Here is a 21744-nt window from a genome sequence, read left to right as displayed (position 1 = left end):
TGCGCGCTCTTTCCGAAGGCAGGGGCGTAAGCGGATGAGCGATGTGAAAGTAGGGATCATCATGGGCAGCCAATCGGATTGGCCCACGATGAAAGAGGCCGCCGATATTCTGGATGAACTGGGCGTTGCCTATGAGGCGCGTATCGTGTCCGCCCACCGCACACCCGACCGCCTGTGGGACTACGGCAAAACCGCCGTATCGCGTGGCCTGCAGGTCATCATCGCTGGCGCAGGCGGGGCAGCACATTTGCCCGGCATGATGGCCTCGAAAACGCGCGTGCCGGTGATTGGTGTTCCGGTGCAGACCCGCGCGCTGTCGGGTGTGGATTCGCTTTATTCCATCGTGCAGATGCCCAAGGGCTTTCCGGTCGCCACCATGGCCATCGGGTCCGCCGGAGGGGCCAATGCGGGGCTGATGGCAGCAGGCATTCTGGCGCTGCAGGACGCCGCGCTGGCGGACCGGCTGGACGCATGGCGCGAGGCGTTGTCGGCCTCGATCCCCGAGGCACCACAGGGATGAGACGCATCGGCCTGATCGGCACTGGCCATATCGCGGCCCCGATCGCGCGGCTGATGGCTGCAAAAGGCCATGACATCTGGGTCACCGAGCGCAATATGCAGGTCTCCTCAGCCCTGCAAGCCGAGCTTGGGGTCAGTGTCGGCACCCCACAGCAGGTGATCGACGCGTCGGATATCGTTTTCCTCTGCCTGCGCCCTCAGGTCGCCACAGATGTGCTGACCCCGCTGACCTTTCGCGCCGATCAACAGATCGTTTCGGTGATGGCCGCAGTCTCAGAGGCGCAACTTTCGACGCTCTGCGCGCCTGCATCGGATTTCGTACAAACCATCCCGCTGGGCTTTTTGCAGACCGGAGGTTGCCCTCTGGCCGCCTATGGCAATGACCGCCTGCTGGCAGAGTTGTTCGAACCCGAAAACCCCGTGGTGAAGGTTGCGGATGAGGCGGCGTTGAATGCACATTTTGCCATCTGCGCCATGGTACCGGGTCTGCTGGACCTGATGGCAACCGGGGCCGAGTGGTTGGCCAATCAAACCGGCGACAAGGACGGCGCAGAGTTTTATACCACACAGCTCATATCTGGCTTTCTGGCAGCGATGCAAAAGGGGCAAGCAGGTCAGCTTGCAACGGAACGCGACGCGCTGGCGACCGAGGGCACGCTGAGCCTTCAGATGACGGATACCCTGCAGTCCGAGGGCGCGCATGATGCGCTGCGCACCGCTCTGACCGCGATTGGCAAACGATTGGAGACGTGACGATGGCAGATATGCTCCCCCCCGGCGCAACGATCGGGATCTTGGGCGGCGGTCAGCTGGGCCGGATGCTGTCGGTTGCAGCGGCCCGGCTGGGGTTCAAGACCCATATTTTTGAGCCCGGCGCCAACCCGCCCGCTGGTCAGGTTGCAGATCGCGTCACAACCGCTGCTTACGATGACGGGCAAGCGCTGAAGGCCTTCGCGGATGCGGTCGATGTGATCACCTATGAGTTCGAGAACATCCCGACACAGGCGCTGGATATCCTTGAGGCGCACCGCCCGATCCGTCCGGGCCGTGAGGCGCTGCGGGTCAGTCAGGACCGGTTGACCGAGAAAGACTTCCTGCAAGGGTTGGGTCTTAGAACCGCAGCTTTCGCGGATGTCACCGATCTGAACAGCCTGCGCGGCGCGATTGATCAGATCGGTACCCCCGCCATTCTGAAGACCCGTCGGTTCGGTTATGACGGCAAGGGACAGGCTCGGCTGCGCAGCCCCGAAGATGCTGAGGCCGCTTTGGCCGATATGGCGGGCGCGCCGTCCATTCTGGAGGGGTTTGTGGAGTTCAGCCACGAGGTCTCGGTCATAGCCGCGCGTGGTCTGGACGGTCAGGTGGCTTGCTTCGATCTGGGTGAGAACGTGCACCGGGACGGAATCCTGCATACGACCACGGTTCCGGCGCGGCTGTCTCCGGCGCAGCGCACAGATGCGGTGCTGCTGGCGGCCAACATCCTGAATGCGCTGGACTATGTGGGTGTGATGGGGGTTGAGTTGTTCGTGACCCCTGAGGAGCTGATCGTCAACGAGATTGCGCCGCGGGTGCATAACTCGGGCCATTGGACGCAAAACGGCTGCGCCGTGGATCAATTCGAACAGCACATCCGCGCCGTGGCGGGCTGGCCTTTGGGCGACGGGCAGCGGCATTCGGACGTGGTGATGGAGAACCTGATCGGTCACGATATGGACCGTGTGCCTGATCTGGCACGCGAGCGCGACATAGCGCTGCATCTGTATGGCAAGGCCGAGGTCAAGGCGGGCCGGAAGATGGGGCATTTTAACCGGGTTCTGCGCTAAGAAATCGCGCTGACGCGCGATGCCTCCGGCGGAAGTATTTTTGAACAGAAGAAGGACTGGCGCGCTCAGGCCAGGAAGCGCGCGGCGATATCGCCGGACATATAGCTGACGCGGCCTGCGGCCAGCGTTGCGGCGACGCGGTGGGTGGTGGCATCGAGGATCACCAGATCAGCGCGTTTTCCTTCGGTGAGCGTGCCCCGGTCGGTCAGACCCAGCACACGGGCGGGGCCCGACGAGACCAGCGCCCAGGCACCTGCCATATCCAGCAGGCCGGATTTTGCCAGCATCAGCGCGGCGCGGCGCGGGCTGGGATAATGATAGTCCGAGGCCAGCGCATCGCAAAGCCCCATCGCAATCAGGTCCAGCGCGCTGGCGTTCCCCTTGTGCGAGCCTCCGCGTACGGCATTCGGCGCGCCGAGGATGATGTGATCTCCGGCGGCCCGGGCGGCCTCGGCGGCTTCGAGCGTTTCGGGAAACTCTGCGATCGACGCGCCGCGTTGCCGCCACCATTCACGGGTTTCAGCCGTGGCATCGTCATGGCTGCCCATGCGGACGCCCTGCCGGGACAGGTCCGCACACAGCCCCGAAAGTGCGGATGGAACTTCGGCCTTGCGGGCATGCATGGCCTGCAACATCGCAAGATGTGCTTCGGGGTTGCGGCCCGCCTTCAGCGCCTGCCCGGTCAGGCGGGGCGGTGTGCGACCTTGCGCCAGCCGGTCATGCGGCAGGTGGTCGTTGAAGACCACGTAAGGTATCTGCCAGTTGGCCACGCGATCGGGTAGGCCCTGATAGTCGTCCAGCATATGGGTTTCGAACCGCAACTGCGGGATCAGGTCGGTCACGACGTCGTCTTTGACCGCGGCGATAGCACCAAAAACCTGACCGGCGAAATCCGGGCCACGCACGCCGCCCTCCCAACTGTAGAATTGCGCCAGAATGGCCGTCGTGATGCCATTGGCTGCCAGTTCCGCCTCGACCGCCAGAATACCCTGATCCATCTGCTTCATCGCCCCGCGGCGCGGAGCAATGTGGCGTTCAAAGCCGTCCCCGTGCAGGTCCACGATGCCGGGCAGAACGATGTAGCCTGACAAATCGATCTGCCGATTTGCGCGCTCAGTCCTGATGGTGCCGTCGGCGATGGTCAGATCGGCATTGGTCATCCCCTGATCCGGCAACAGAATCTCTGCCCCGGTAAAGGTCAGCTCCAGTCTGTTCATTGCGAGGGCTCCGAGGCGGGTTCCGAACAATCCTGCCCGATGCAGATCTGATCAATGATATCCTGCACCCCATCAAGCCACGTGATCTCGGGGTCGAACCGGCCGAATTCGATGAAATGAAGGGTCTGCGCCATGACCTGCGGGTTGTTCATCATGAACGTGTGCGTCACCGGCAGCACGATATGATCGGCCATGCCGTCGACCTTGGTCGTCTCGACCGAGACCTTTCCGTCGTCCGGACCGTCAATCAGCGATGAAAACAGCGGGTTCAGAGAGTTTTCGCCCGCGATCACACCCAGCTCGAAGTCCACCGGCGGCAGCTTGCGCGGAATGCCCTCGGGGCCGGTGCCCAGCGCCAGCCCGGCGGGGCCGTTCAACAGGCCGAACACCTCCCACGCGCCCAGCTCGTCGACCAGTTGGCTGCCCTGATTGGGTGGGCCAAGCATGACGACGCGGCCCAGGTTCTCGGGGTGGTGTTCTTGCAGCCAATAGCGCAGCAGGATGCCGCCCATCGAATGCGCCACCACGTTCACAGGCTCATCGCCGCAGGCCGCAAAGGTGTCCGGCAATGTCTGGTTGGCAAGATCCGGGATCGGCAAATCGGTCGACGGATAACCGGGGCGCACAACTGAATACCCATGCGCCTTGAACAACTGATCCATGACGGAAAAAGACGCCTCAGTTCGTGCAAGCCCATGCAGCAGGATCACGCATTTGGCCTGCGCTGCGGCGGGAACGAGGAACAGGCTCAGGGCGAACAGAAGTCTCATGCGGGCCAGATAAGACCTATCGCCGCGCGATGAAAGCCCCCGGGCGCAGCACCGCCAGCGCAATCCCGCCCAGAACCAGCCCCGCACCCAGCAACAGCCTCAGACTGGTCGTCTCGCCCAAAAGCGCGACGCCGGCAGCGATGGCGATAACCGGCACGCTTAGCTGCACAACCGCGGCAACGGCGGGTGTTAGCCGGGGCAGAACCCGATACCAAAGCGCATAACCCAACCCCGAAGTCACACCGCCTGACAAAGCAGCCAGCAGATATCCCACGCCTGTCATGTGCCAATCGCCACCCATTGCGAACAAGATCAGCGCCGTGGCCGGCAACGCCACGGCAAAATTGGCCGCAGTCCCGGCCAGAGCATCCGGCTCGGACCGTCCAACCAACGAATAGACGGCCCATCCAATCCCCGCGGCCGTCATGAACACGGCCCCCACCGGATCAACCTGAACCGTGCCCGTCGGCCACAAGACATAGGCCAACCCCGCCAGAGCAATCCCCGCCCCCGCCAGTTGACGACCGGTCGGGGCCACGCCGCCCAAGGCGGTCACCGCAAACATGGTGATCTGCACCACTCCGAACAGGATCAACGCCCCCAACCCGGCATCCAGCGTCAGATACGCCACCGAAAACCCGATCATATAGAGCGACAGCGCCCCGGCTCCCGCAAGCCGCCGCCTGTCACGCAGCGGTAAAACCCCGCCTCGCGCCAGAACCAGAGTCGCCAGCACCAGCGCACCGGAGGCAACCCGCACCACCGCAAAACCGGTCGGATCACCGGCACCGCTGTCAATTGCCAGCCGGTTCAGGATCGAATTTGCCGCAAAGGCACACATGGTCAAAGCAGTAAGCAGAAACAGTCGCATATCAACGGCATAGCGATTTCGACGGAGTTTGCACACTCACTTTCCCGCAGGCAGGATCAGCCCACCCTTCATCTGTTCAAAAAATACCTCCGCCGGAGGCATGACCGCGCAGCGGGCATTCCAAACGAAACGGGGCCGCCCGAAGGCGACCCCATCCATAAGCACAAAAGAAGGCTTAAGCAGCTTACATCATGCCGCCCATGCCGCCCATGTCGGGCATGCCGCCTGCAGCAGGTGCATCTTTCTGCGGCTTGTCGGCAACCATCGCTTCGGTGGTGACCAGCAGGCCAGCGACCGATGCCGCATCTTCCAGAGCGGTACGGACAACTTTGGCCGGGTCGATCACGCCGAACGAGAACATATCGCCATATTCTTCGGTCTGCGCGTTGAAGCCAAATGCTGCATCGGCGGATTCACGGACCTTGCCCGCGACAACCGCACCATCAACACCCGCGTTTTCAGCGATCTGGCGCAGCGGCGCTTCGATTGCCTTGCGAACGATGTTGATGCCTGCGTTCTGGTCAGCGTTTGCACCTTCCAGAGTTTCCAGTGCTTTACCGGCCTGAACCAGAGCAACACCGCCGCCCACAACAACGCCTTCCTGCACAGCAGCGCGCGTTGCGTTCAGAGCATCGTCCACACGGTCCTTACGCTCTTTCACTTCAACTTCGGTCATGCCGCCGACGCGGATAACGGCAACACCGCCTGCCAGTTTGGCAACGCGCTCTTGCAGCTTCTCACGGTCGTAGTCCGACGAGGTTTCTTCGATCTGAGTGCGGATCTGAGCAACACGTGCTTCGATCTCGGCTTTCTCGCCAGCACCGTCGACGATGGTGGTTTCGTCTTTGGTGATTTCGATTTTTTTGGCGGTGCCCAGCATGTCCATGGTCACGGACTCGAGCTTCATGCCCAGATCTTCCGAGATGACCTGACCGCCGGTCAGGATCGCGATGTCCTGCAGCATGGCTTTGCGGCGATCGCCGAAGCCCGGTGCTTTGACAGCAGCAATTTTCAGGCCGCCGCGCAGTTTGTTGACAACCAGAGTCGCCAGCGCTTCGCCTTCAACATCCTCAGCAATGATCAGCAGCGGCTTTTGCGACTGGATCACCTGCTCGAGCAGCGGAACCATCGGCTGCAGCGAGGACAGTTTCTTTTCGTGCAGCAGGATCATGCAGTCATCGAGGTCTGCGATCATCTTGTCTGCGTTGGTGACGAAGTAAGGCGACAGGTAGCCACGGTCGAACTGCATACCTTCGACAACATCGGTCTCGGTTTCCAGACCTTTGTTTTCTTCGACGGTGATGACGCCTTCGTTGCCAACCTTCTGCATCGCGTCTGCGATTTGCTGGCCGATTTCTGCTTCGCCGTTGGCCGAGATGGTGCCGACCTGAGCAACTTCTGCCGAGTCTTTGACTTCGCGCGAAGCCGACTTGATGCCTTCAACAACCTTGGCAGTTGCCAGGTCGATGCCGCGCTTCAGGTCCATCGGGTTCAGGCCAGCAGCAACCTGCTTGAGACCTTCGCGCACGATGGCTTGCGCCAGAACGGTCGCGGTGGTGGTGCCGTCACCGGCTTCGTCATTGGTGCGGCTGGCGACTTCTTTCACCATCTGCGCGCCCATGTTTTCGAACTTGTCTTCCAGTTCGATTTCCTTGGCAACCGAAACACCGTCTTTGGTGATGCGCGGCGCGCCAAAGGATTTGTCCAGAACCACGTTGCGGCCTTTGGGGCCCAGGGTCACTTTAACCGCGTCGGCCAGAACATTTACGCCTGCCAGCATGCGGTTACGGGCATCGGTGTCGAACTTGACGTCCTTTGCAGCCATGTCGTTTCTCCTTGAGAAAATGTATTGGAATGAAGATCAGAGAAAGCGGGTGCGCTTACTCGATGATCCCCATGATGTCGCTTTCTTTCATCATCAGCAGCTCTTCGCCGCCAACCTGAACCTCGGTGCCCGACCATTTGCCGAACAGGATCTTGTCGCCGGCTTTTACAGCCATTGCGATCAGTTCGCCGCTGTCCTTGCGTGCGCCTTCGCCGGTTGCAACGACTTCGCCTTCGCTGGGCTTTTCTTTTGCGCTATCGGGAATGATCAGACCACCAGCGGTTTTCTCTTCGCTTTCTACGCGACGAACCAGCACACGGTCATGAAGCGGTTTCAATGCCATCTTTGCAGCTCCTTAGGCTCAAAGTTTGTTAATCCTCCCCTCGCCTGTCGACGAGGCGTTAGCACTCATGCTTGCCGAGTGATAACGCGGCATAGCTAGGGAGTCCAAATCCCCGAGTCAACAAGCTGTGAAGGATTTTTCCGGCCTTGGGCCTCAATCAGGCTGATCCCAGCTATAGGCCCAGTGTTTCAGGCCCTCCTGCCCGGCTTCGGTCAGGCAGTAGACGCCCTTGTCGACCTTATCGAACCAACCATAGTGATTGTCATACATCACCCGGGTCGCTGTGCTGACACCTGTGGCTTGCGCCACCGCAGCCCCCTTGGTCGCACCATGCTCGGCCAGATGGGCGGCACATTTCAACGCATCCTGACGATAGGCGGTCACGATCCCGTGCCGGGTCGCGCCACCGGCATTCGGATCACCCTGCAGCCGCTCGAACTCGCGCAGCAGCCGCTGGGTTCGGGTCTTGCTTTTGCGGGGCGCGTAGGGTCCCGGATCGCACTGCACCTCGACCACGCCATCAGCGCGCACCGTGATCAGCCCCAGACCCAACCGGCGGCACAGCGCGAGATTGTCCTTCAACGCCCGGCGCGCGCTGCGCCCCGTCGGCTTGCTCACCCCAAGATAAACCTGATCGGTCACTTTCAACCGCGTGATCGCCTGATGAAACAGCGCGAGACTGAACCGCAGCTTAAGCTCGACGATCACCGGTTCCTCATCATCGCGAATAGCGACGATATCGGCAGCCCCCACCTCACCCTTGACGGTATAACCCTGCCGTTCCAGCAGGGCTTTGATCGGGGGGTATAGGTCCTGCTCGCGCTTCATGCCGCCATGCTATGCGGTTTCACACGGATTGCCAGCCGTCAGACACAAAGATAAGCCTTATGCCAGACGCCTGCCCCACGAAAGAGACCCAATGCGCCTTATCAGCCTTTGCATTTGCCTTCTGCTGCCGCTCACCGCCCACGCCGCTTGCGAAGGGCGCGACCTGAGGCTGGACCTGTCGCCCGGGATCAGGGCCGAGCTGGACCAGACCGTCAACGCAATTCCCTTCGCCGAAGGCAACCACTGGATTGCGCGGAAGGGTGATACGGTCCTGCATCTGATCGGAACCCTGCACACCAATGACCCGCGCATGGGGGCGGTGATCGACCGGCTCACCCCGACCCTCAGCACCGCCGATGCCTTCTATTTCGAAGTCACGCAGGCCGAGATGGAGGCGTTCGAGCGCGATCTGGCCAATGATTTCAGCCCGGTTCTGATCACCTCGGGGCCCACTCTGATTGACTTGATGCCCGAAGAGGAATGGGCCGCGCTTTCTGCCACACTCGCCGAACGCGGCATCCCGGGCTGGATGGCCGCCAAGATGCGCCCATGGTTCCTAAGCATGATGCTGGGCATCCCGCCCTGCCTGATGGATACCCCCGATTTCGACCGCGGCATGGACACCCGCCTGACCGAACTGGCCGAACAGCACGGCATCCCGCAATTCTCGCTCGAGCGAATCGACGATCTGATCGCCATGTTCGACAGTCACTCGCTTGAGGAGCAGGTTGCCTCGCTGACCCGGCTGGCCGGGGCGTTGCAGGCCGGCGATGATCAGATGATCACCATGGCCAACACCTATCTCGACGAACAACACGCCCTGATCATCGAGCTTGCCAAGCTGCAGGGCCTTGAGGCATCCGGGTTAACGCCCGAAGAATTTGACGCCGAATGGCAAAGCTTCGAGGATCAATTGTTGGTGCAGCGAAACGCCAACTGGATGCAGAAGATTCTCGCCATGAAAGATCAGACAGTCGTGATTGCGGTCGGGGCTGGACATCTGAACAATGAGTACGGGTTGCTGAACCAATTGCAGAACGCCGGATACACGTTGGAACGCGCCCCTTTCTAAGATTTCAGACCAAGGGTCGCAGCAGGAAGCCTTGCGGGTGACAAGCCCGATTGACCGCCCTATAAGGCGCGCAAATCCACATTCCTCAAGGCACAGACATGACAATCCAAGTTCTTGGTCACAAATCCCCCGACACCGACTCGACCGGCTCGCCCATCCTCTGGGCCTGGTATCTGAACGAGATCAAAGGCGAGGCAGCCACTCCGGTTCTGTTGGGCGAACCCAACACCGAAGCCAACTTCATGCTGCAACGCTGGGACCTGCCCAAGCCGCAGATCATCGAAGACGTGGCCGAGGGCGCTCCGGTTGTCATCGTCGACACCAACAACCCGGCGGAACTGCCCGCCAGCATCAACGGCGCTGACATCCGCGCGATCATCGACCACCACAAGCTGGTCGGCGGTCTGGAAACCAAAGGCCCGATCGATATCACCGTGCGCCCGTTGGCCTGCACGGCAACCATCATGATCGACCTGATCGGCGACGATGCGGCCAAAATGCCCGACGCCGTCAAAGGCGCGGCCCTGACTTGCATCCTGTCGGACACGCTGGAATTCCGCTCGCCTACCACCACCGCGCATGACCGCGCCGTGGCCGAGAAGCTGGCCGCCGATCTGGGGCTGGACGTATCGGCCTACGCCGCCGACATGTTCGCCGCGAAATCTGATGTATCGTCATTCTCTGATGCCGAACTGATCCGCATGGACAGCAAAGAATACGAAGTCGACGGCACCAAATTCCGCGTCTCGGTCCTGGAAACCACCGCACCGGGCGTTGTGCTGGACCGCAAAGACAGCCTCGCCGCCTCGATGGTCGACGTTGCCGCAGAGGACGGCGTGGATCAGGTTCTGCTGTTTGTCGTCGACATCCTGAACGAAGAGGCCACCTTGCTGGTGCCCAACGATCTGGTGAAAGGCGTTGCCGAAAAGAGCTTCGGCGCATCCGTCGATGGCGATGCCGTCGTCCTGCCCGGTATCATGAGCCGGAAAAAGCAGATCATCCCGAACCTCAAGGTTTGATCCCAATCCCACAGGGCGTCCCAAGCGGACGCCCTTTTCTTTTTGCGAGGCTCTGCCTCGCGCTCCGGGATATTTTTAGCCAGATGAAGTGCGGATCCCCTGCTTCATCTGGCCCCAAATATCCCGGGGGAGACGCGGCTTGCCGCGTCGGGGGCAGAGCCCCCTCTGGCCAAACAAGGCCAGCTCTGCCATAGGCTTGGGTATCTCACAGCAATGCCACATGAGGGGCCTATGACCCGGATCATCTCTTCCCTTGCCGAAATCTCAGACAACTACAAAGCGCTGTTTGTCGATCTCTGGGGCTGCGTCCATAACGGCATCACCGCTTACCCCGAAGCGGTTGCCGCCTTGCGGGCCTATCGGCAAGGCGGCGGTATTGTCGTGCTGGTCACGAACTCTCCCAAACCGCGCGCCGGGGTGGCTGAACAGCTTGCGCAGTTCGGTGTTCCCAAGGACGCCTATGACACGATTGCAACCAGCGGCGACTCGGCGCGCTCAGCGATGTTTCGAGGAGCGGTCGGCGAGAAGGTCTACTTCATGGGTGAGTGGCAGCGCGACGCAGGTTTCTTTGAACCCTTAAAAATTCTGGATCATCCAATTCACATCGAGCGCGTGCCGCTGGATGAGGCCGAAGGCATCGTGTGCTGCGGCCCGTTTGACCCGATGGCCGATCCGGCGATGAACCGGCCCGACTTTCTGTTTGCCAAGCAAAAAGGCATGAAACTGCTCTGCGCCAATCCCGACATTGTCGTGGACCGGGGCGAGACCCGGGAATGGTGTGCGGGGGCGTTGGCGCGGCTTTATACTGAGATGGGTGGTGAGAGCCTGTATTTCGGAAAACCGCACCCTCCGATCTACGATCTGGCGCGCCGAAGGCTGACGGCGCTGGGCGTCGATATCGGTGATTCCGAGATTCTGGCCATCGGGGACGGGCCCCAGACCGATATCGCTGGCGGTATGGGCGAAGGGATTGATACCCTGTTCATCACCGGCGGGCTGGCAGCGGCAGAGACCAAAACGTCGCACCACCCGGATGAAGATGCCTTAAGGTACCACAACGAAAAGGAAAATATCAGCCCGACCTTTTCGATCGGCCGGTTGCGCTAGACAGAAAAAACTTGATTTTCTGCAGTTGCGAAGTAATAAAGTTGCCGAAGGGTGACTTCTGATGGTCTTTTGTTGCCCGCAAGATCTCGAATGAGGGCGACATGTTGGACAACCTTCCGCGCGGAACGATTTGCATCGAAGATATCGAAATGGGCATGTCCCGGCACCTGCGTAAGGTGGTGACAGACGAGGATATCGAGATGTTTGCCCAGGTCTCGACGGATCGCAATCCGGTGCATCTGGACGATGATTACGCCCGCGACACGATCTTTGAGGGCCGCATTGCGCATGGGATGCTGACCGCGGGCCTGATCTCGGCCGTGATCGGTGAGCAACTGCCGGGACATGGCACCGTCTATATGGGGCAGTCGCTGAAATTTCTTGCCCCGGTGCGCCCCGGGGACATGGTTTATGCCGAGGTCAAGGTGATCGATATCGACTTTGCGAAGCGCCGCGTGAAGCTGGATTGTCACTGTGCGGTGGACGGTAAAAAAGTGCTGGTGGGCGAGGCGATGGTGCTGGCCCCAAGCCGCAAGTTCGACTAAGCGCACGACCACCCCGATCTGCGGCTTGAACCTGCCGGACAGTCCCGCTAGGCAATCTTCATGCAGATCATACGTGACTTTCAGTTTGTCGAGCCTGAAGACCGGGGTGCCAGCGTCGCCATCGGGAATTTTGACGGCGTCCACCTTGGGCATCAATCGGTCATCGCATTGGCGCGTAGTGCCGAACCCGAGGCTCCGCTGGGCGTTATGACCTTCGAGCCGCATCCACGAGAGTACTTCGCGCCCGACACCCCCCCCTTTCGCCTGATGCGGGGCAATGCGCGTGCGCACCGACTGCAGAAGCTCGGGGTGAAAAAGCTTTATGAGCTGCCATTCAACGCCGCCCTGGCCGGTCTGACGCCGGAAGAATTTGCGCGAAACGTGATCTGTGACGGATTGGGGCTCACCCATGTGGTCGTTGGTGCCGATTTCTGCTTTGGCAAAGGGCGTAGCGGGACCCCCCAGGACCTGCAGCGGTTCGGCGATGAGATGGGCTTTGGTGTCACGATTGCCCCCCTGATGGAACGGTCCGAGAATGTGGTGTCGTCCACCGCGATCCGGACGGCCTTGTCCGAGGGGCGACCGCGCGATGCCGCGGCAATGCTGGGGCACTGGCATCGTATCGAGGGCAAAGTTGTCGGCGGAGAACAGCGCGGTCGCGAACTGGGTTTTCCAACAGCCAATATGTCGATTGAAGGGTTGCACCCACCGAAATTCGGGGTTTATGCCGTGTTGGTCGACGTGCTGGACGGCCCGCATCGGGGCAGCTATCGCGGTGCGGCTTCGGTGGGGACACGGCCCATGTTCAACGGCGAGGTCCCCAATATCGAAACCTTCCTGTTCGATTTCTCGGGCGATCTGTATGGCGCGACACTCTCGGTTGGGTTGGTAGAATATCTGCGCCCGGAGATGACCTTTGATGGCCTCGACGGGTTGATCACCCAGATGAACGACGATTGCACGCGCGCACGCGCGCTTTTGGCCGCACAATGAGCAAAGACCCCATCGACCGCAATGGGCTGAGCCCGCGTTTTTGGGAGCGTAAGCCGCTGCAGAAGATGAACCCGCGAGAGTGGGAGGCGCTGTGTGATGGGTGCGGCAAGTGCTGCCTCAACAAGCTAGAAGATGAAGATACGGGTGAGGTCGCCCTGACCTGTGTCGCATGCCGTTTGCTGGATGACGAAAGCTGCCGCTGCACGCAGTATGACATTCGGCATCAGTTCGTACCTGAATGCATCGTGATGCGCCCCGACAACATCGATGGCCACGCCTATTGGCTGCCACAGACCTGCGCCTATCGGCTGTTGTGGGAGGGCAAGCCCCTTTACGACTGGCATCCGTTGATATCTGGTACGCCGGACAGCGTTCATGCCGCAGGCATATCCGTGCAGGGGCGCACCGTGTCCGAATTCGAGACCCCCTTGGAAGAGTGGGAAGACTACATCATCGAGGAGCCGAGCTGATGCATTTTGCCTCTGACAATTCCGGGCCTGTCCACCCCGAGGTTCTCGCCGCTTTGGCCGAAGCCAACCAGGGCTATCAGATGGCCTATGGCGCGGACACTCTGATGAACGAGGTCCGCGATCGCATCCGAGGTATTTTTGAGGCCCCCGGCGCGGCTGTGTATCTTGTGGCGACGGGGACGGCGGCGAATTCTCTGGCCTTGGCCACGCTTTCGCAACCGTGGGAGACGGTGTTCTGTTCCCCCGTGGCGCATATCCATGAGGATGAATGCAATGCGCCCGAGTTCTACAGCGGGGCCAAGCTGACCCTTGTGCAAGGTGGTGACAAGTTGAGCCCCGACGCGCTGCGTCAGTCCATCGAAGGCGAAGAAACCCGCGGCGTGCACGGGCCGCAGCGAGGCCCGGTTTCCATCACGCAGGTAACCGAGCGCGGGTCGGTCTATACGCTGGAAGAACTGCAGGCGCTGTGCGGGGTGGCCAAGGCCTATGATCTGCCTGTCCATATGGACGGGGCGCGGTTTACCAATGCTTTGGTCGCTCTGAACTGTTCTCCGGCAGAGATGACGTGGAAATCCGGTGTCGACGCCGTCAGTTTCGGCGGGACCAAGAATGGGTTGATGGGTGTCGAGGCTGTGGTGTTCTTCGATGAAAGCAGGGCCTGGGAGTTTGAATTGCGCCGCAAACGCGCAGCGCATCTGTTTTCCAAGCACCGTTATCTGTCGGCTCAGATGGCGGCCTATCTGCGGGACGATCTGTGGCTGCGCTCGGCGCGGCAGGCGAATGCCAGCTGCGCCCTTTTGGCAGAGGGTTTGCGCGCGGTCGGGGCGAGTTTCCTGCACGAGCCGCAGGCCAACATAATCTTTGTCCGCTTCCCCCGCCGTCTGCATCGCAAGCTGCATGAGGCAGGCGCGGTTTATCACCTGTGGGGCGATACGCTGGATGGTCCGGACGAGGATGAGATGCTGGCATGCCGTCTGGTTTGCGACTGGTCTACGCCGGCAGATCAGGTCGATCGGTTTTTATCCTTGCTTTAGGCGATTGGGGGCTCTGCCCCCGCCCAGCCCTGCGGGCTGGGCTCCCCCGGGATATTTCTGGCCAGATGAAGCAGGGGATCTGCTCTAGTCTCTGAGCGTTGCGAGGTGGCGGTCGAGGTCGTCCAGGCGGTCCTGCCCCCAGAACCTCTGATCATCGGGCGTGATATAGAAGGGGGCGCCGAATACGCCGCGGTCTACGGCTTCTTCGAGATTGGCCGAATAGGTCTCAGCGCCAGTGAGCAGGCCGCTGTCAGCCAGGTTCGGGTCAAACCCGGCCCGGGTCAGGCAATCACGGATCACGCTGTCCTCGGCGATGTCTTTCTCTTCTGCCCAGCAGGCGCGCAGGAAGGAATGACAGAGCTGTCCCACATCGCCCGACCCGTCCTGAATGGCCGCGATGATCGCATAAGACGAGGGCGCGGCATTGGTCGGCCAATGTGCGGGCTGCAGGTTGAAAGCCATCCCCAGATTTTTCGACTGACGCAGCAGTTCCTGTGCGCGGTATTCGATGCGCGAGATATGGCGGTCCTTGGGCGGGGTGCCCCCGGTCCGGCTGAACAATCCCATGATGTCCAGAGGTTTGTAATTGATCGTCGCCCCGTGCTTGGCTGCGACCTCCTCTAGCCGTGTGCCCGCCAGGTATGTGAAGGGCGAGAGTGTCGCAAAAAAGTAGTCAATCTGGGTCATCTGCACTTTCTCCGCTGCGTTGCCTTTGCGGGACTGTAGACCCGTGCTAAGCGGTGTGACCATCACGAATCTGTCATATTGCCATTGCTGCCCGGGGATAATCAGCCGATGCCGACACTTCACGAACCCAAGCTTATCGCTGGGAACGCCAATCTTCCGCTTGCCGAAACCATTGCCCGCCGCATGAGCCTGCACCGCGGCGTCGATCAGGGTCTGGTCGATGCCCGGGTCGAACGGTTCAATGATGGCGAGATTTTCGTCGAGGTTTTCGAGAACGTACGCGGCGAGGATATGTTCATCATCCAACCGACCTCGAACCCGGCCAATGACAACCTGATGGAGCTGCTGATCATCGCCGACGCCCTGCGCCGGTCCTCAGCGCAGCGGATCACCGCCGTGATCCCCTATTTCGGCTATGCCCGTCAGGATCGCCGCACCAAGGCCCGCACGCCCATCAGCGCCAAGCTGGTGGCCAACATGCTGACCGGTGCGGGGATCGAACGTATTCTGACCATGGATCTCCACGCGGCCCAGATTCAGGGCTTTTTCGATATGCCGGTCGACAACCTCTACGCCTCACCGATCTTTGCGCTGGATGTCAAAAAGCAGTTCAAGGATCAGATGGATGATCTGATGGTTGTGTCGCCCGATGTCGGCGGCGTGGCGCGCGCGCGCGAGCTGGCCAAGCGCATCAACGCCCCGCTGTCGATCGTCGACAAGCGCCGCGAGAAAGCTGGTGAAGTCGCCGAAATGACCGTGATCGGGGACGTCAAAGACAAAATCTGCCTGATCGTTGATGACATCTGTGATACCGCAGGGACGCTGTGCAAAGCGGCTCAGGTGCTGATGGATAATGGTGCCAAAGAGGTGCACTCGTACATCACCCATGGCGTCATGAGCGGCCCGGCGGTCGAACGTGTAACGAAATCCGTGATGAAGTCTCTGGTTCTCGCCGACACGATCCAGCCGACGCCCGAGGTGGCAAAAGCCCCCAACATCCGCATCGTGCCCACCGCGCCGATCTTTACTCAGGCGATTCTCAATATCTGGAACGGGACAAGTGTCTCATCGCTGTTCGAGGACAAGACGCTGACGCCAATCTATGAGTCGCTCTACCATATGGACTAATCCAGAGCGGGCGTCCCGCGCCCTGCCCTAAGATAGTTTCCAAACCGCAGAGCTATCTGCACAATGGGCCTGAAACTTTGAAAGTTTCAGGCTCGGTTTCTTTTCAAGAAACCGTTTACGAACGATCCTGGAAATTATCAGAAAACACCGGATGTTTTGTCGCGTAACCGGGTTAGGAAATCACCCAGTCATCCTCATGAGCCAGTTCGCCGATTGCCGTCCATGCGACCCGGATGCGTGCAATCCGCGTGTCGGACCACGTGCGAAACACCGCATCAAAGCCCTGAGGTGTGATGTTCTCGGCCTGTACCTCTGAACGCATGGCCGAGGATGTATCTACATCCCAGAGCGACACGCCGATCTGCACAACCGGAACCGACCGGAACGCCTCGCTGAATCGAATGGCCGCACGCCGCTCCCGCGGCCCGTCACCGGTCCACATTTCCCCGCCGTCGGCGAAATCCGAGAATAAGACAGTCTCGCCCTGATCAATTCCGATGGGATGGGTGTGAAACTTCTTCATTTTGTCGTCTTTTCATTCAATTCCGGCAGCTTACCCCGCGCCTTTGACAAAATCACGACAAAAAAACGGCCCCGCAATGCAGGGCCGTTTCGAATAGATTGAACTGAACCCTTACAGGCTCATATGCGTTCCAAGAGCTTCCATATCGGCCAGCAGCTTGGCTGCATCGTCGACGATGGTCTGATCGTCACCCGCTTGGGCGGCCTCGTGCGAGGCACGCGCTTCGGCGATCAGGTCATCCAGATGCGACCGGGTCACTTCGGCAACCGGAATGGCCTTTTCGGCCAGAACCGAAAGGCTGTCGCCGTTGATCTGGGCAAACCCGCCGGTGACCAGGTATTCGCTGGCCCCTTCGGGCGCCTCAACCTTCAGCAGACCGGGGCGCAGCGTGGTGATGGTAGGGGCATGGTCGGGCATTGCCGTCATGTCCCCGTCCGCGCCGGGAATCTGGACCGCGGTGGCCTCGAGCGAAGCAAGGCTCCGCTCGGGGCTGACGAGGTCGAATTGCATCGTGTTTGCCATCAGGTGTGCTCCTTAGGCGGCTTCTGCGGCCATCTTCTCGGCTTTGGCGATCACTTCTTCGATGCCGCCAACCATCAGGAAGGCCGCCTCGGGCAGGTGATCGTATTCGCCGGCGACAACGGCCTTGAACGACGAGATGGTGACATCCAGAGGAACCTGAACACCCGGCGAGCCGGTGAAGACCTCGGCCACGTCGAACGGCTGCGACAGGAAGCGTTCGATCTTACGGGCACGGGCCACGGTCAGTTTGTCCTCTTCCGACAGTTCGTCCATGCCGAGGATGGCGATGATGTCCTGCAGCGACTTGTAGCGCTGGAGGATCTGCTGAACATCGGTCGCAACCTTGTAGTGTTCTTCACCAACGATGGCCGGGTCAAGCAGACGCGAGGTCGAGTCGAGCGGGTCAACGGCCGGGTAGATACCCTTTTCCGAGATCGCACGGTTCAGAACGGTGGTCGCGTCCAAGTGCGCAAACGAGGTTGCCGGCGCAGGGTCGGTAAGGTCGTCCGCAGGCACGTAGATCGCCTGCACCGAGGTGATCGAACCAGCTTTGGTCGAGGTGATGCGCTCTTGCAGCGCGCCCATGTCGGTGGCCAGCGTCGGCTGGTAACCCACAGCCGAAGGAATACGACCCAGCAGAGCCGAAACCTCGGAACCCGCCTGCGTGAAGCGGAAGATGTTGTCGACGAAGAACAGAACGTCGGTACCGGACTGGTCGCGGAACTGCTCGGCCAGGGTCAGACCGGTCAGGGCAACACGTGCACGCGCACCCGGAGGTTCGTTCATCTGACCGTAAACCAGCGCAACCTGCGAGTCCGAAAGGTTGTCGGGCTTGATCACGTTCGATTCGATCATTTCCCAATACAGGTCGTTGCCTTCACGGGTCCGTTCGCCAACGCCCGCAAACACCGAGAAGCCCGAGTGCACTTTCGCGATGTTGTTGATCAGCTCCATGATCAGAACGGTTTTGCCCACACCGGCACCGCCGAACAGGCCGATTTTACCGCCTTTGGCGTAGGGGGCCAGCAGGTCCACAACCTTGATGCCGGTCACCAGAATTTCCGACTCGGTCGACTGTTCGTCGAACTCGGGCGCGTCCTGGTGGATAGCGCGGGTTTCGGTTGCTTCAACCGGGCCTTTTTCGTCGATCGGTTCACCGACCACGTTCAGGATGCGGCCCAGGGTGGCGTTGCCAACCGGAACCGAGATCGGTGCGCCGGTGTCAGTGACGGGCTCGCCACGGACCAGACCTTCGGTCGCGTCCATCGCGATGGTACGGACGGTGTTTTCACCCAGGTGCTGAGCAACTTCCAACACCAGGCGCTTGCCGTTGTTGGTAGTTTCCAGCGCGTTCAGAATTTCAGGCAGCGCGTCATCGAACTGGACGTCAACGACGGCCCCGATGATCTGTGTGACTTTGCCTTTTGCATTCGCCATGTTTCGTCTCCGGTATGTCTCTACAGCGCTTCGGCGCCGGAAATAATTTCAATCAGCTCGTTGGTGATCACGGCCTGACGCGAGCGGTTGAACTGGATCGTCAGCTTGTCGATCATCTCACCCGCGTTGCGTGTCGCGTTGTCCATTGCGGACATCCGTGCACCCTGTTCAGACGCTCCGTTTTCGAGCAGAGCCGAGAAGATCGCAGTTGCAACCCCCTTGGGCAGCAGGTCGGCCAGGATGGCCTCTTCACTGGGCTCGTAGTCGAAAATGGCACCGCTGTCGTCCCCTTGCGTGTCCTCAAACGAGGCAGGGATGATCTGCTGTGCCGTCGGGATCTGCGTCACGACGTTCTGGAACTTCGAGTAGAAGATCGTGGCAACGTCGAACTCACCCCCGTCAAAGCGGGACAGGACGTCCTTGGCGATGTCCTGCGCGTTGTTGTAGCCAATGCGCTTGACCTCGCTCAGGTCGATATGTCCAACGAACAGATCGCCAAAATCACGCTTGAGCGCGTCGCGGCCTTTCTTGCCGACGGTCAAAACCTTGACCGTCTTGCCTTTGCCACGCAGCTCTTCCGCCTTGGCGCGGGCGAGCTTGGCGATGTTCGCGTTGAAGCCGCCACACAGGCCGCGTTCAGCTGTCATCACAACCAGCAGATGGACATCATCGCTGCCCGTACCACGGAGCAACTTGGGGGCGCTGTCGCTGCCCCCGACCGACGCCGCCAGCCCCGCCATCACGGCATTGAACCGCTCGGCATAGGGGCGTCCGGCTTGGGCAGATTCCTGGGCGCGGCGCAGTTTTGCAGCCGCGACCATCTGCATGGCCTTGGTGATCTTGCGGGTCGATTTGACCGACTCGATCCTGTTTTTAAGGTCCTTCAGACTAGGCATCGGAACCCCCTATCAAGCGAAGGTCGCGGCGTATTCGTCGATCGCTGCCTTAAGTTTGTCTGCTGCGTCACCTTTGATCTTCGGATCTTCGTCGGTGATCCATGTCAGCAGGTCAGCGTGCTTGCTGCGCAGGTGCGCCAGCAGGCCGGCCTCGTAGCGGCCAACGTCAGATACGTCGATTTTGTCGAGGTAACCGTTGGTGCCTGCGAAGATGACGCAAACGATTTCCGCGTTGGTCAGCGGCGAATACTGCGGCTGTTTCATCAGCTCGGTCAGGCGCGCACCACGGTTCAGCAGCTGCTGGGTCGCGGCGTCGAGGTCGGACCCAAACTGCGCAAACGCAGCCATTTCGCGGTACTGAGCCAGTTCCAGTTTCACCGGACCAGCAACCGATTTCATCGCATCGGTCTGAGCCGAAGAGCCCACACGCGAAACCGACAGACCAGTGTTCACAGCAGGACGGATGCCCTGATAGAACAGTTCAGTTTCCAGGAAAATCTGACCGTCGGTGATCGAAATCACGTTGGTCGGAATAAACGCCGAAACGTCGCCACCCTGCGTTTCGATAACCGGCAGAGCGGTCAGCGAACCTGCACCGAAATCTTCGTTCAGCTTCGCCGAACGTTCCAGCAGACGCGAGTGGAGGTAGAAAACGTCACCCGGGTAAGCTTCACGGCCCGGCGGGCGGCGCAGCAGCAGGGACATCTGACGATAGGACACGGCCTGTTTCGACAGGTCATCATAGATGATCAGCGCGTGGCGGCCATTGTCACGGAAGTACTCGGCCATCGCAGTCGCGGCGTAGGGTGCCAGGAACTGCATTGGCGCCGGGTCGGACGCGGTTGCGGCAACAACGATCGAGTAGTCAATCGCGCCGGACTCTTCCAGCTTCTTCACCAGCTGCGCAACGGTCGAACGCTTTTGACCGATGGCGACGTAAACGCAGTACAGTTTCTTCGACTCGTCGTCGCCTGCTGCGTCGTTGTAAACTTTCTGGTTCAGGATGGTGTCCAGAGCAACGGCGGTTTTGCCGGTCTGACGGTCACCAATGATCAGTTCCCGCTGGCCACGGCCAATCGGGATCATCGCGTCAACCGATTTCAGGCCGGTTGCCATCGGCTCGTGCACCGATTTACGCGGGATGATGCCCGGGGCTTTGACGTCTGCAACGCCACGCTTGGTTGCATTGATCGGGCCTTTGCCGTCCAGCGGGTTGCCCAGACCGTCAACAACGCGGCCCAGCAGTTCGTCACCGATCGGAACGTCCACGATCGAGTTGGTGCGCTTGACAGTGTCACCTTCTTTGATGTCACGGTCGGACCCGAAGATAACGACACCGACGTTGTCGCTTTCCAGGTTCAGCGCCATGCCCATGATGCCACCGGGGAATTCGACCATCTCACCCGCTTGCACGTTGTCAAGGCCGTATACACGGGCAATCCCGTCACCGACGCTCAGCACGCGGCCGATCTCGGCCACTTCGGCTTCCTGACCAAAATTCTTGATCTGGTCCTTCAGGATTGCAGAAATCTCTGCAGCTTGGATTCCCATTTATCCGACCTCTTTCATTGCATTCTGTAGGGAGTTCAGCTTCGAACGGATCGAGGTGTCGATCATCTTCGAGCCCACTTTAACGACAAGACCGCCGATGAGGCTTTCATCCACGGTCGCATTGATTGTCACGGTCTTGCCCACACGCTCGGACAGCGTTTTGGACAGTTTATCCATCTGGGTCTTGGTCAGCGCCTTGGCCGAGGCGACATCGGCGGTCACTTCGCCACGCTCTTCGGCCAGCATGTCGCGCAGAACCTCGATCAGGTTGGGGACAACGAACAGACGCTGTTTCTGCGCCATCAGCGCCAGCGAGTTACGCAGCACCGGAGACAGGCCCATCTTGTCGGCGATTGCGGTAATCGCGCCTTCCTGCTCGGCCCGCGACACCAGCGGCGAAGCGATCAGGTCGCGCAGATCGGCACTTTCGCCCAACGCAGCAGCCAGATCGGTGATACCGGTTTCCAGACCCGCAAGGTCCTTATTCTCTTTGGCGATCTCGAAGATCGCGGTGGCATAGCGCTCGGCGATGCCTGTGGAAATCGAAGCTGGTTCGGACACGTC

24 protein-coding genes are annotated in these 21744 nt (G+C 60.4%); 11 read left to right on the top strand and 13 right to left on the bottom strand.

Features of this window, described 5'->3' with window-relative positions:
• Positions 1–34 precede the first annotated feature (34 nt).
• Genes purE through ACR1XV_RS10195 form a run of 3 tightly spaced genes read left to right on the top strand, consistent with a single transcriptional unit; the run spans position 35 to position 2342 of the window.
• Positions 35–520 (top strand): 5-(carboxyamino)imidazole ribonucleotide mutase, encoded by a 486-nt coding sequence (purE, locus tag ACR1XV_RS10205; protein ID WP_480530909.1) that lies wholly within the window; start codon positions 35–37, stop codon positions 518–520.
• Entirely contained in the window at positions 517–1272 is a 756-nt protein-coding gene (locus tag ACR1XV_RS10200) for an NAD(P)-binding domain-containing protein (protein WP_480530907.1), read from the top strand. The genes purE and ACR1XV_RS10200 overlap by 4 nt, the downstream gene beginning before the upstream one ends.
• Positions 1273–1274: 2 nt before the next feature.
• Positions 1275–2342 carry a 5-(carboxyamino)imidazole ribonucleotide synthase gene (locus ACR1XV_RS10195; protein WP_480530905.1) on the top strand — a complete coding sequence of 356 codons (1068 nt, stop codon included), beginning with the start codon at positions 1275–1277 and terminating at the stop codon, positions 2340–2342.
• 65 nt (positions 2343–2407) lie between these two features.
• Here ACR1XV_RS10195 and ACR1XV_RS10190 read toward each other — a convergent pair whose 3' ends face one another.
• The 6 genes from ACR1XV_RS10190 to ACR1XV_RS10165 all read right to left on the bottom strand — a co-directional run bounded on the left by ACR1XV_RS10190 (position 2408) and on the right by ACR1XV_RS10165 (position 8196).
• Positions 2408–3559 (bottom strand): alpha-D-ribose 1-methylphosphonate 5-triphosphate diphosphatase, encoded by a 1152-nt coding sequence (locus tag ACR1XV_RS10190; protein WP_480530903.1) that lies wholly within the window; start codon positions 3557–3559, stop codon positions 2408–2410.
• Entirely contained in the window at positions 3556–4329 is a 774-nt protein-coding gene (locus ACR1XV_RS10185) for an alpha/beta fold hydrolase (RefSeq protein ID WP_480530901.1), read from the bottom strand. Before ACR1XV_RS10185 ends, ACR1XV_RS10190 begins: the two co-directional genes overlap by 4 nt.
• Before the next feature lie 16 nt (positions 4330–4345).
• Positions 4346–5200: a DMT family transporter gene (locus ACR1XV_RS10180; protein WP_480530899.1), complete on the bottom strand. Its 855-nt coding sequence runs from the start codon at positions 5198–5200 to the stop codon at positions 4346–4348.
• Between the two features lie 184 nt (positions 5201–5384).
• Complete coding sequence (gene groL, locus ACR1XV_RS10175) at positions 5385–7025, bottom strand: chaperonin GroEL (protein ID WP_480530897.1); 1641 nt, start codon at positions 7023–7025, stop codon at positions 5385–5387.
• A gap of 55 nt (positions 7026–7080) precedes the next feature.
• On the bottom strand, positions 7081–7368 hold the full coding sequence (locus ACR1XV_RS10170) for a co-chaperone GroES (protein WP_480521535.1): 288 nt from the start codon (positions 7366–7368) through the stop codon (positions 7081–7083).
• A 153-nt stretch (positions 7369–7521) separates the two neighbouring features.
• On the bottom strand, positions 7522–8196 hold the full coding sequence (locus ACR1XV_RS10165) for a DUF2161 domain-containing phosphodiesterase (RefSeq protein ID WP_480530895.1): 675 nt from the start codon (positions 8194–8196) through the stop codon (positions 7522–7524).
• A 91-nt stretch (positions 8197–8287) separates the two neighbouring features.
• Between ACR1XV_RS10165 and ACR1XV_RS10160 the strand changes: the two genes are divergently transcribed.
• From ACR1XV_RS10160 to ACR1XV_RS10130, 7 genes are all read left to right on the top strand, one after another.
• A complete protein-coding gene (locus ACR1XV_RS10160) occupies positions 8288–9268 on the top strand; it encodes a TraB/GumN family protein (RefSeq protein ID WP_480530893.1) in 981 nt (326 codons plus the stop codon).
• A gap of 98 nt (positions 9269–9366) precedes the next feature.
• A complete protein-coding gene (locus ACR1XV_RS10155) occupies positions 9367–10287 on the top strand; it encodes a manganese-dependent inorganic pyrophosphatase (protein WP_480530891.1) in 921 nt (306 codons plus the stop codon).
• Between the two features lie 231 nt (positions 10288–10518).
• Positions 10519–11394: an HAD family hydrolase gene (locus ACR1XV_RS10150; RefSeq protein WP_480530889.1), complete on the top strand. Its 876-nt coding sequence runs from the start codon at positions 10519–10521 to the stop codon at positions 11392–11394.
• A gap of 101 nt (positions 11395–11495) precedes the next feature.
• Positions 11496–11939: a MaoC family dehydratase gene (locus ACR1XV_RS10145; RefSeq protein ID WP_074736482.1), complete on the top strand. Its 444-nt coding sequence runs from the start codon at positions 11496–11498 to the stop codon at positions 11937–11939.
• Positions 11940–11999: 60 nt separating this feature from the next.
• Positions 12000–12932 (top strand): bifunctional riboflavin kinase/FAD synthetase, encoded by a 933-nt coding sequence (locus ACR1XV_RS10140; protein ID WP_480530887.1) that lies wholly within the window; start codon positions 12000–12002, stop codon positions 12930–12932.
• Entirely contained in the window at positions 12929–13402 is a 474-nt protein-coding gene (locus ACR1XV_RS10135; RefSeq protein WP_480530885.1) for a YcgN family cysteine cluster protein, read from the top strand. Before ACR1XV_RS10140 ends, ACR1XV_RS10135 begins: the two co-directional genes overlap by 4 nt.
• Positions 13402–14436 (top strand): threonine aldolase family protein, encoded by a 1035-nt coding sequence (locus tag ACR1XV_RS10130; protein ID WP_480530883.1) that lies wholly within the window; start codon positions 13402–13404, stop codon positions 14434–14436. Before ACR1XV_RS10135 ends, ACR1XV_RS10130 begins: the two co-directional genes overlap by 1 nt.
• Before the next feature lie 84 nt (positions 14437–14520).
• Here ACR1XV_RS10130 and ACR1XV_RS10125 read toward each other — a convergent pair whose 3' ends face one another.
• The gene (locus ACR1XV_RS10125) at positions 14521–15123 is read right to left on the bottom strand and encodes a DsbA family protein (RefSeq protein ID WP_480530881.1); all 603 of its coding nucleotides are present in this window, start codon (positions 15121–15123) and stop codon (positions 14521–14523) included.
• A gap of 108 nt (positions 15124–15231) precedes the next feature.
• Between ACR1XV_RS10125 and ACR1XV_RS10120 the strand changes: the two genes are divergently transcribed.
• Positions 15232–16251, top strand: a complete 1020-nt coding sequence (locus ACR1XV_RS10120; RefSeq protein WP_480530879.1) for a ribose-phosphate pyrophosphokinase — start codon at positions 15232–15234, stop codon at positions 16249–16251.
• Between the two features lie 172 nt (positions 16252–16423).
• Here ACR1XV_RS10120 and ACR1XV_RS10115 read toward each other — a convergent pair whose 3' ends face one another.
• The 6 genes from ACR1XV_RS10115 to ACR1XV_RS10090 form a co-directional block, all read right to left on the bottom strand.
• Positions 16424–16774, bottom strand: coding sequence for an H-type lectin domain-containing protein (locus tag ACR1XV_RS10115; RefSeq protein ID WP_480530877.1), 351 nt, complete (start codon positions 16772–16774; stop codon positions 16424–16426).
• A 111-nt stretch (positions 16775–16885) separates the two neighbouring features.
• Positions 16886–17296 carry a F0F1 ATP synthase subunit epsilon gene (locus tag ACR1XV_RS10110; RefSeq protein WP_480530875.1) on the bottom strand — a complete coding sequence of 137 codons (411 nt, stop codon included), beginning with the start codon at positions 17294–17296 and terminating at the stop codon, positions 16886–16888.
• A 12-nt stretch (positions 17297–17308) separates the two neighbouring features.
• Positions 17309–18733, bottom strand: coding sequence for a F0F1 ATP synthase subunit beta (gene atpD / locus ACR1XV_RS10105; protein WP_480530873.1), 1425 nt, complete (start codon positions 18731–18733; stop codon positions 17309–17311).
• 20 nt (positions 18734–18753) lie between these two features.
• A complete protein-coding gene (locus ACR1XV_RS10100; RefSeq protein ID WP_480530871.1) occupies positions 18754–19629 on the bottom strand; it encodes a F0F1 ATP synthase subunit gamma in 876 nt (291 codons plus the stop codon).
• Positions 19630–19641: 12 nt separating this feature from the next.
• Positions 19642–21180, bottom strand: coding sequence for a F0F1 ATP synthase subunit alpha (gene atpA, locus ACR1XV_RS10095; protein ID WP_480530869.1), 1539 nt, complete (start codon positions 21178–21180; stop codon positions 19642–19644).
• Positions 21181–21741, bottom strand: coding sequence for a F0F1 ATP synthase subunit delta (locus tag ACR1XV_RS10090; protein ID WP_480530867.1), 561 nt, complete (start codon positions 21739–21741; stop codon positions 21181–21183).
• Positions 21742–21744: the final 3 nt, after the last annotated feature.

The organism is Ruegeria sp. AD2(2025) (assembly GCF_056542385.1).
This window is presented reverse-complemented; position numbering and strand designations above follow the sequence as displayed.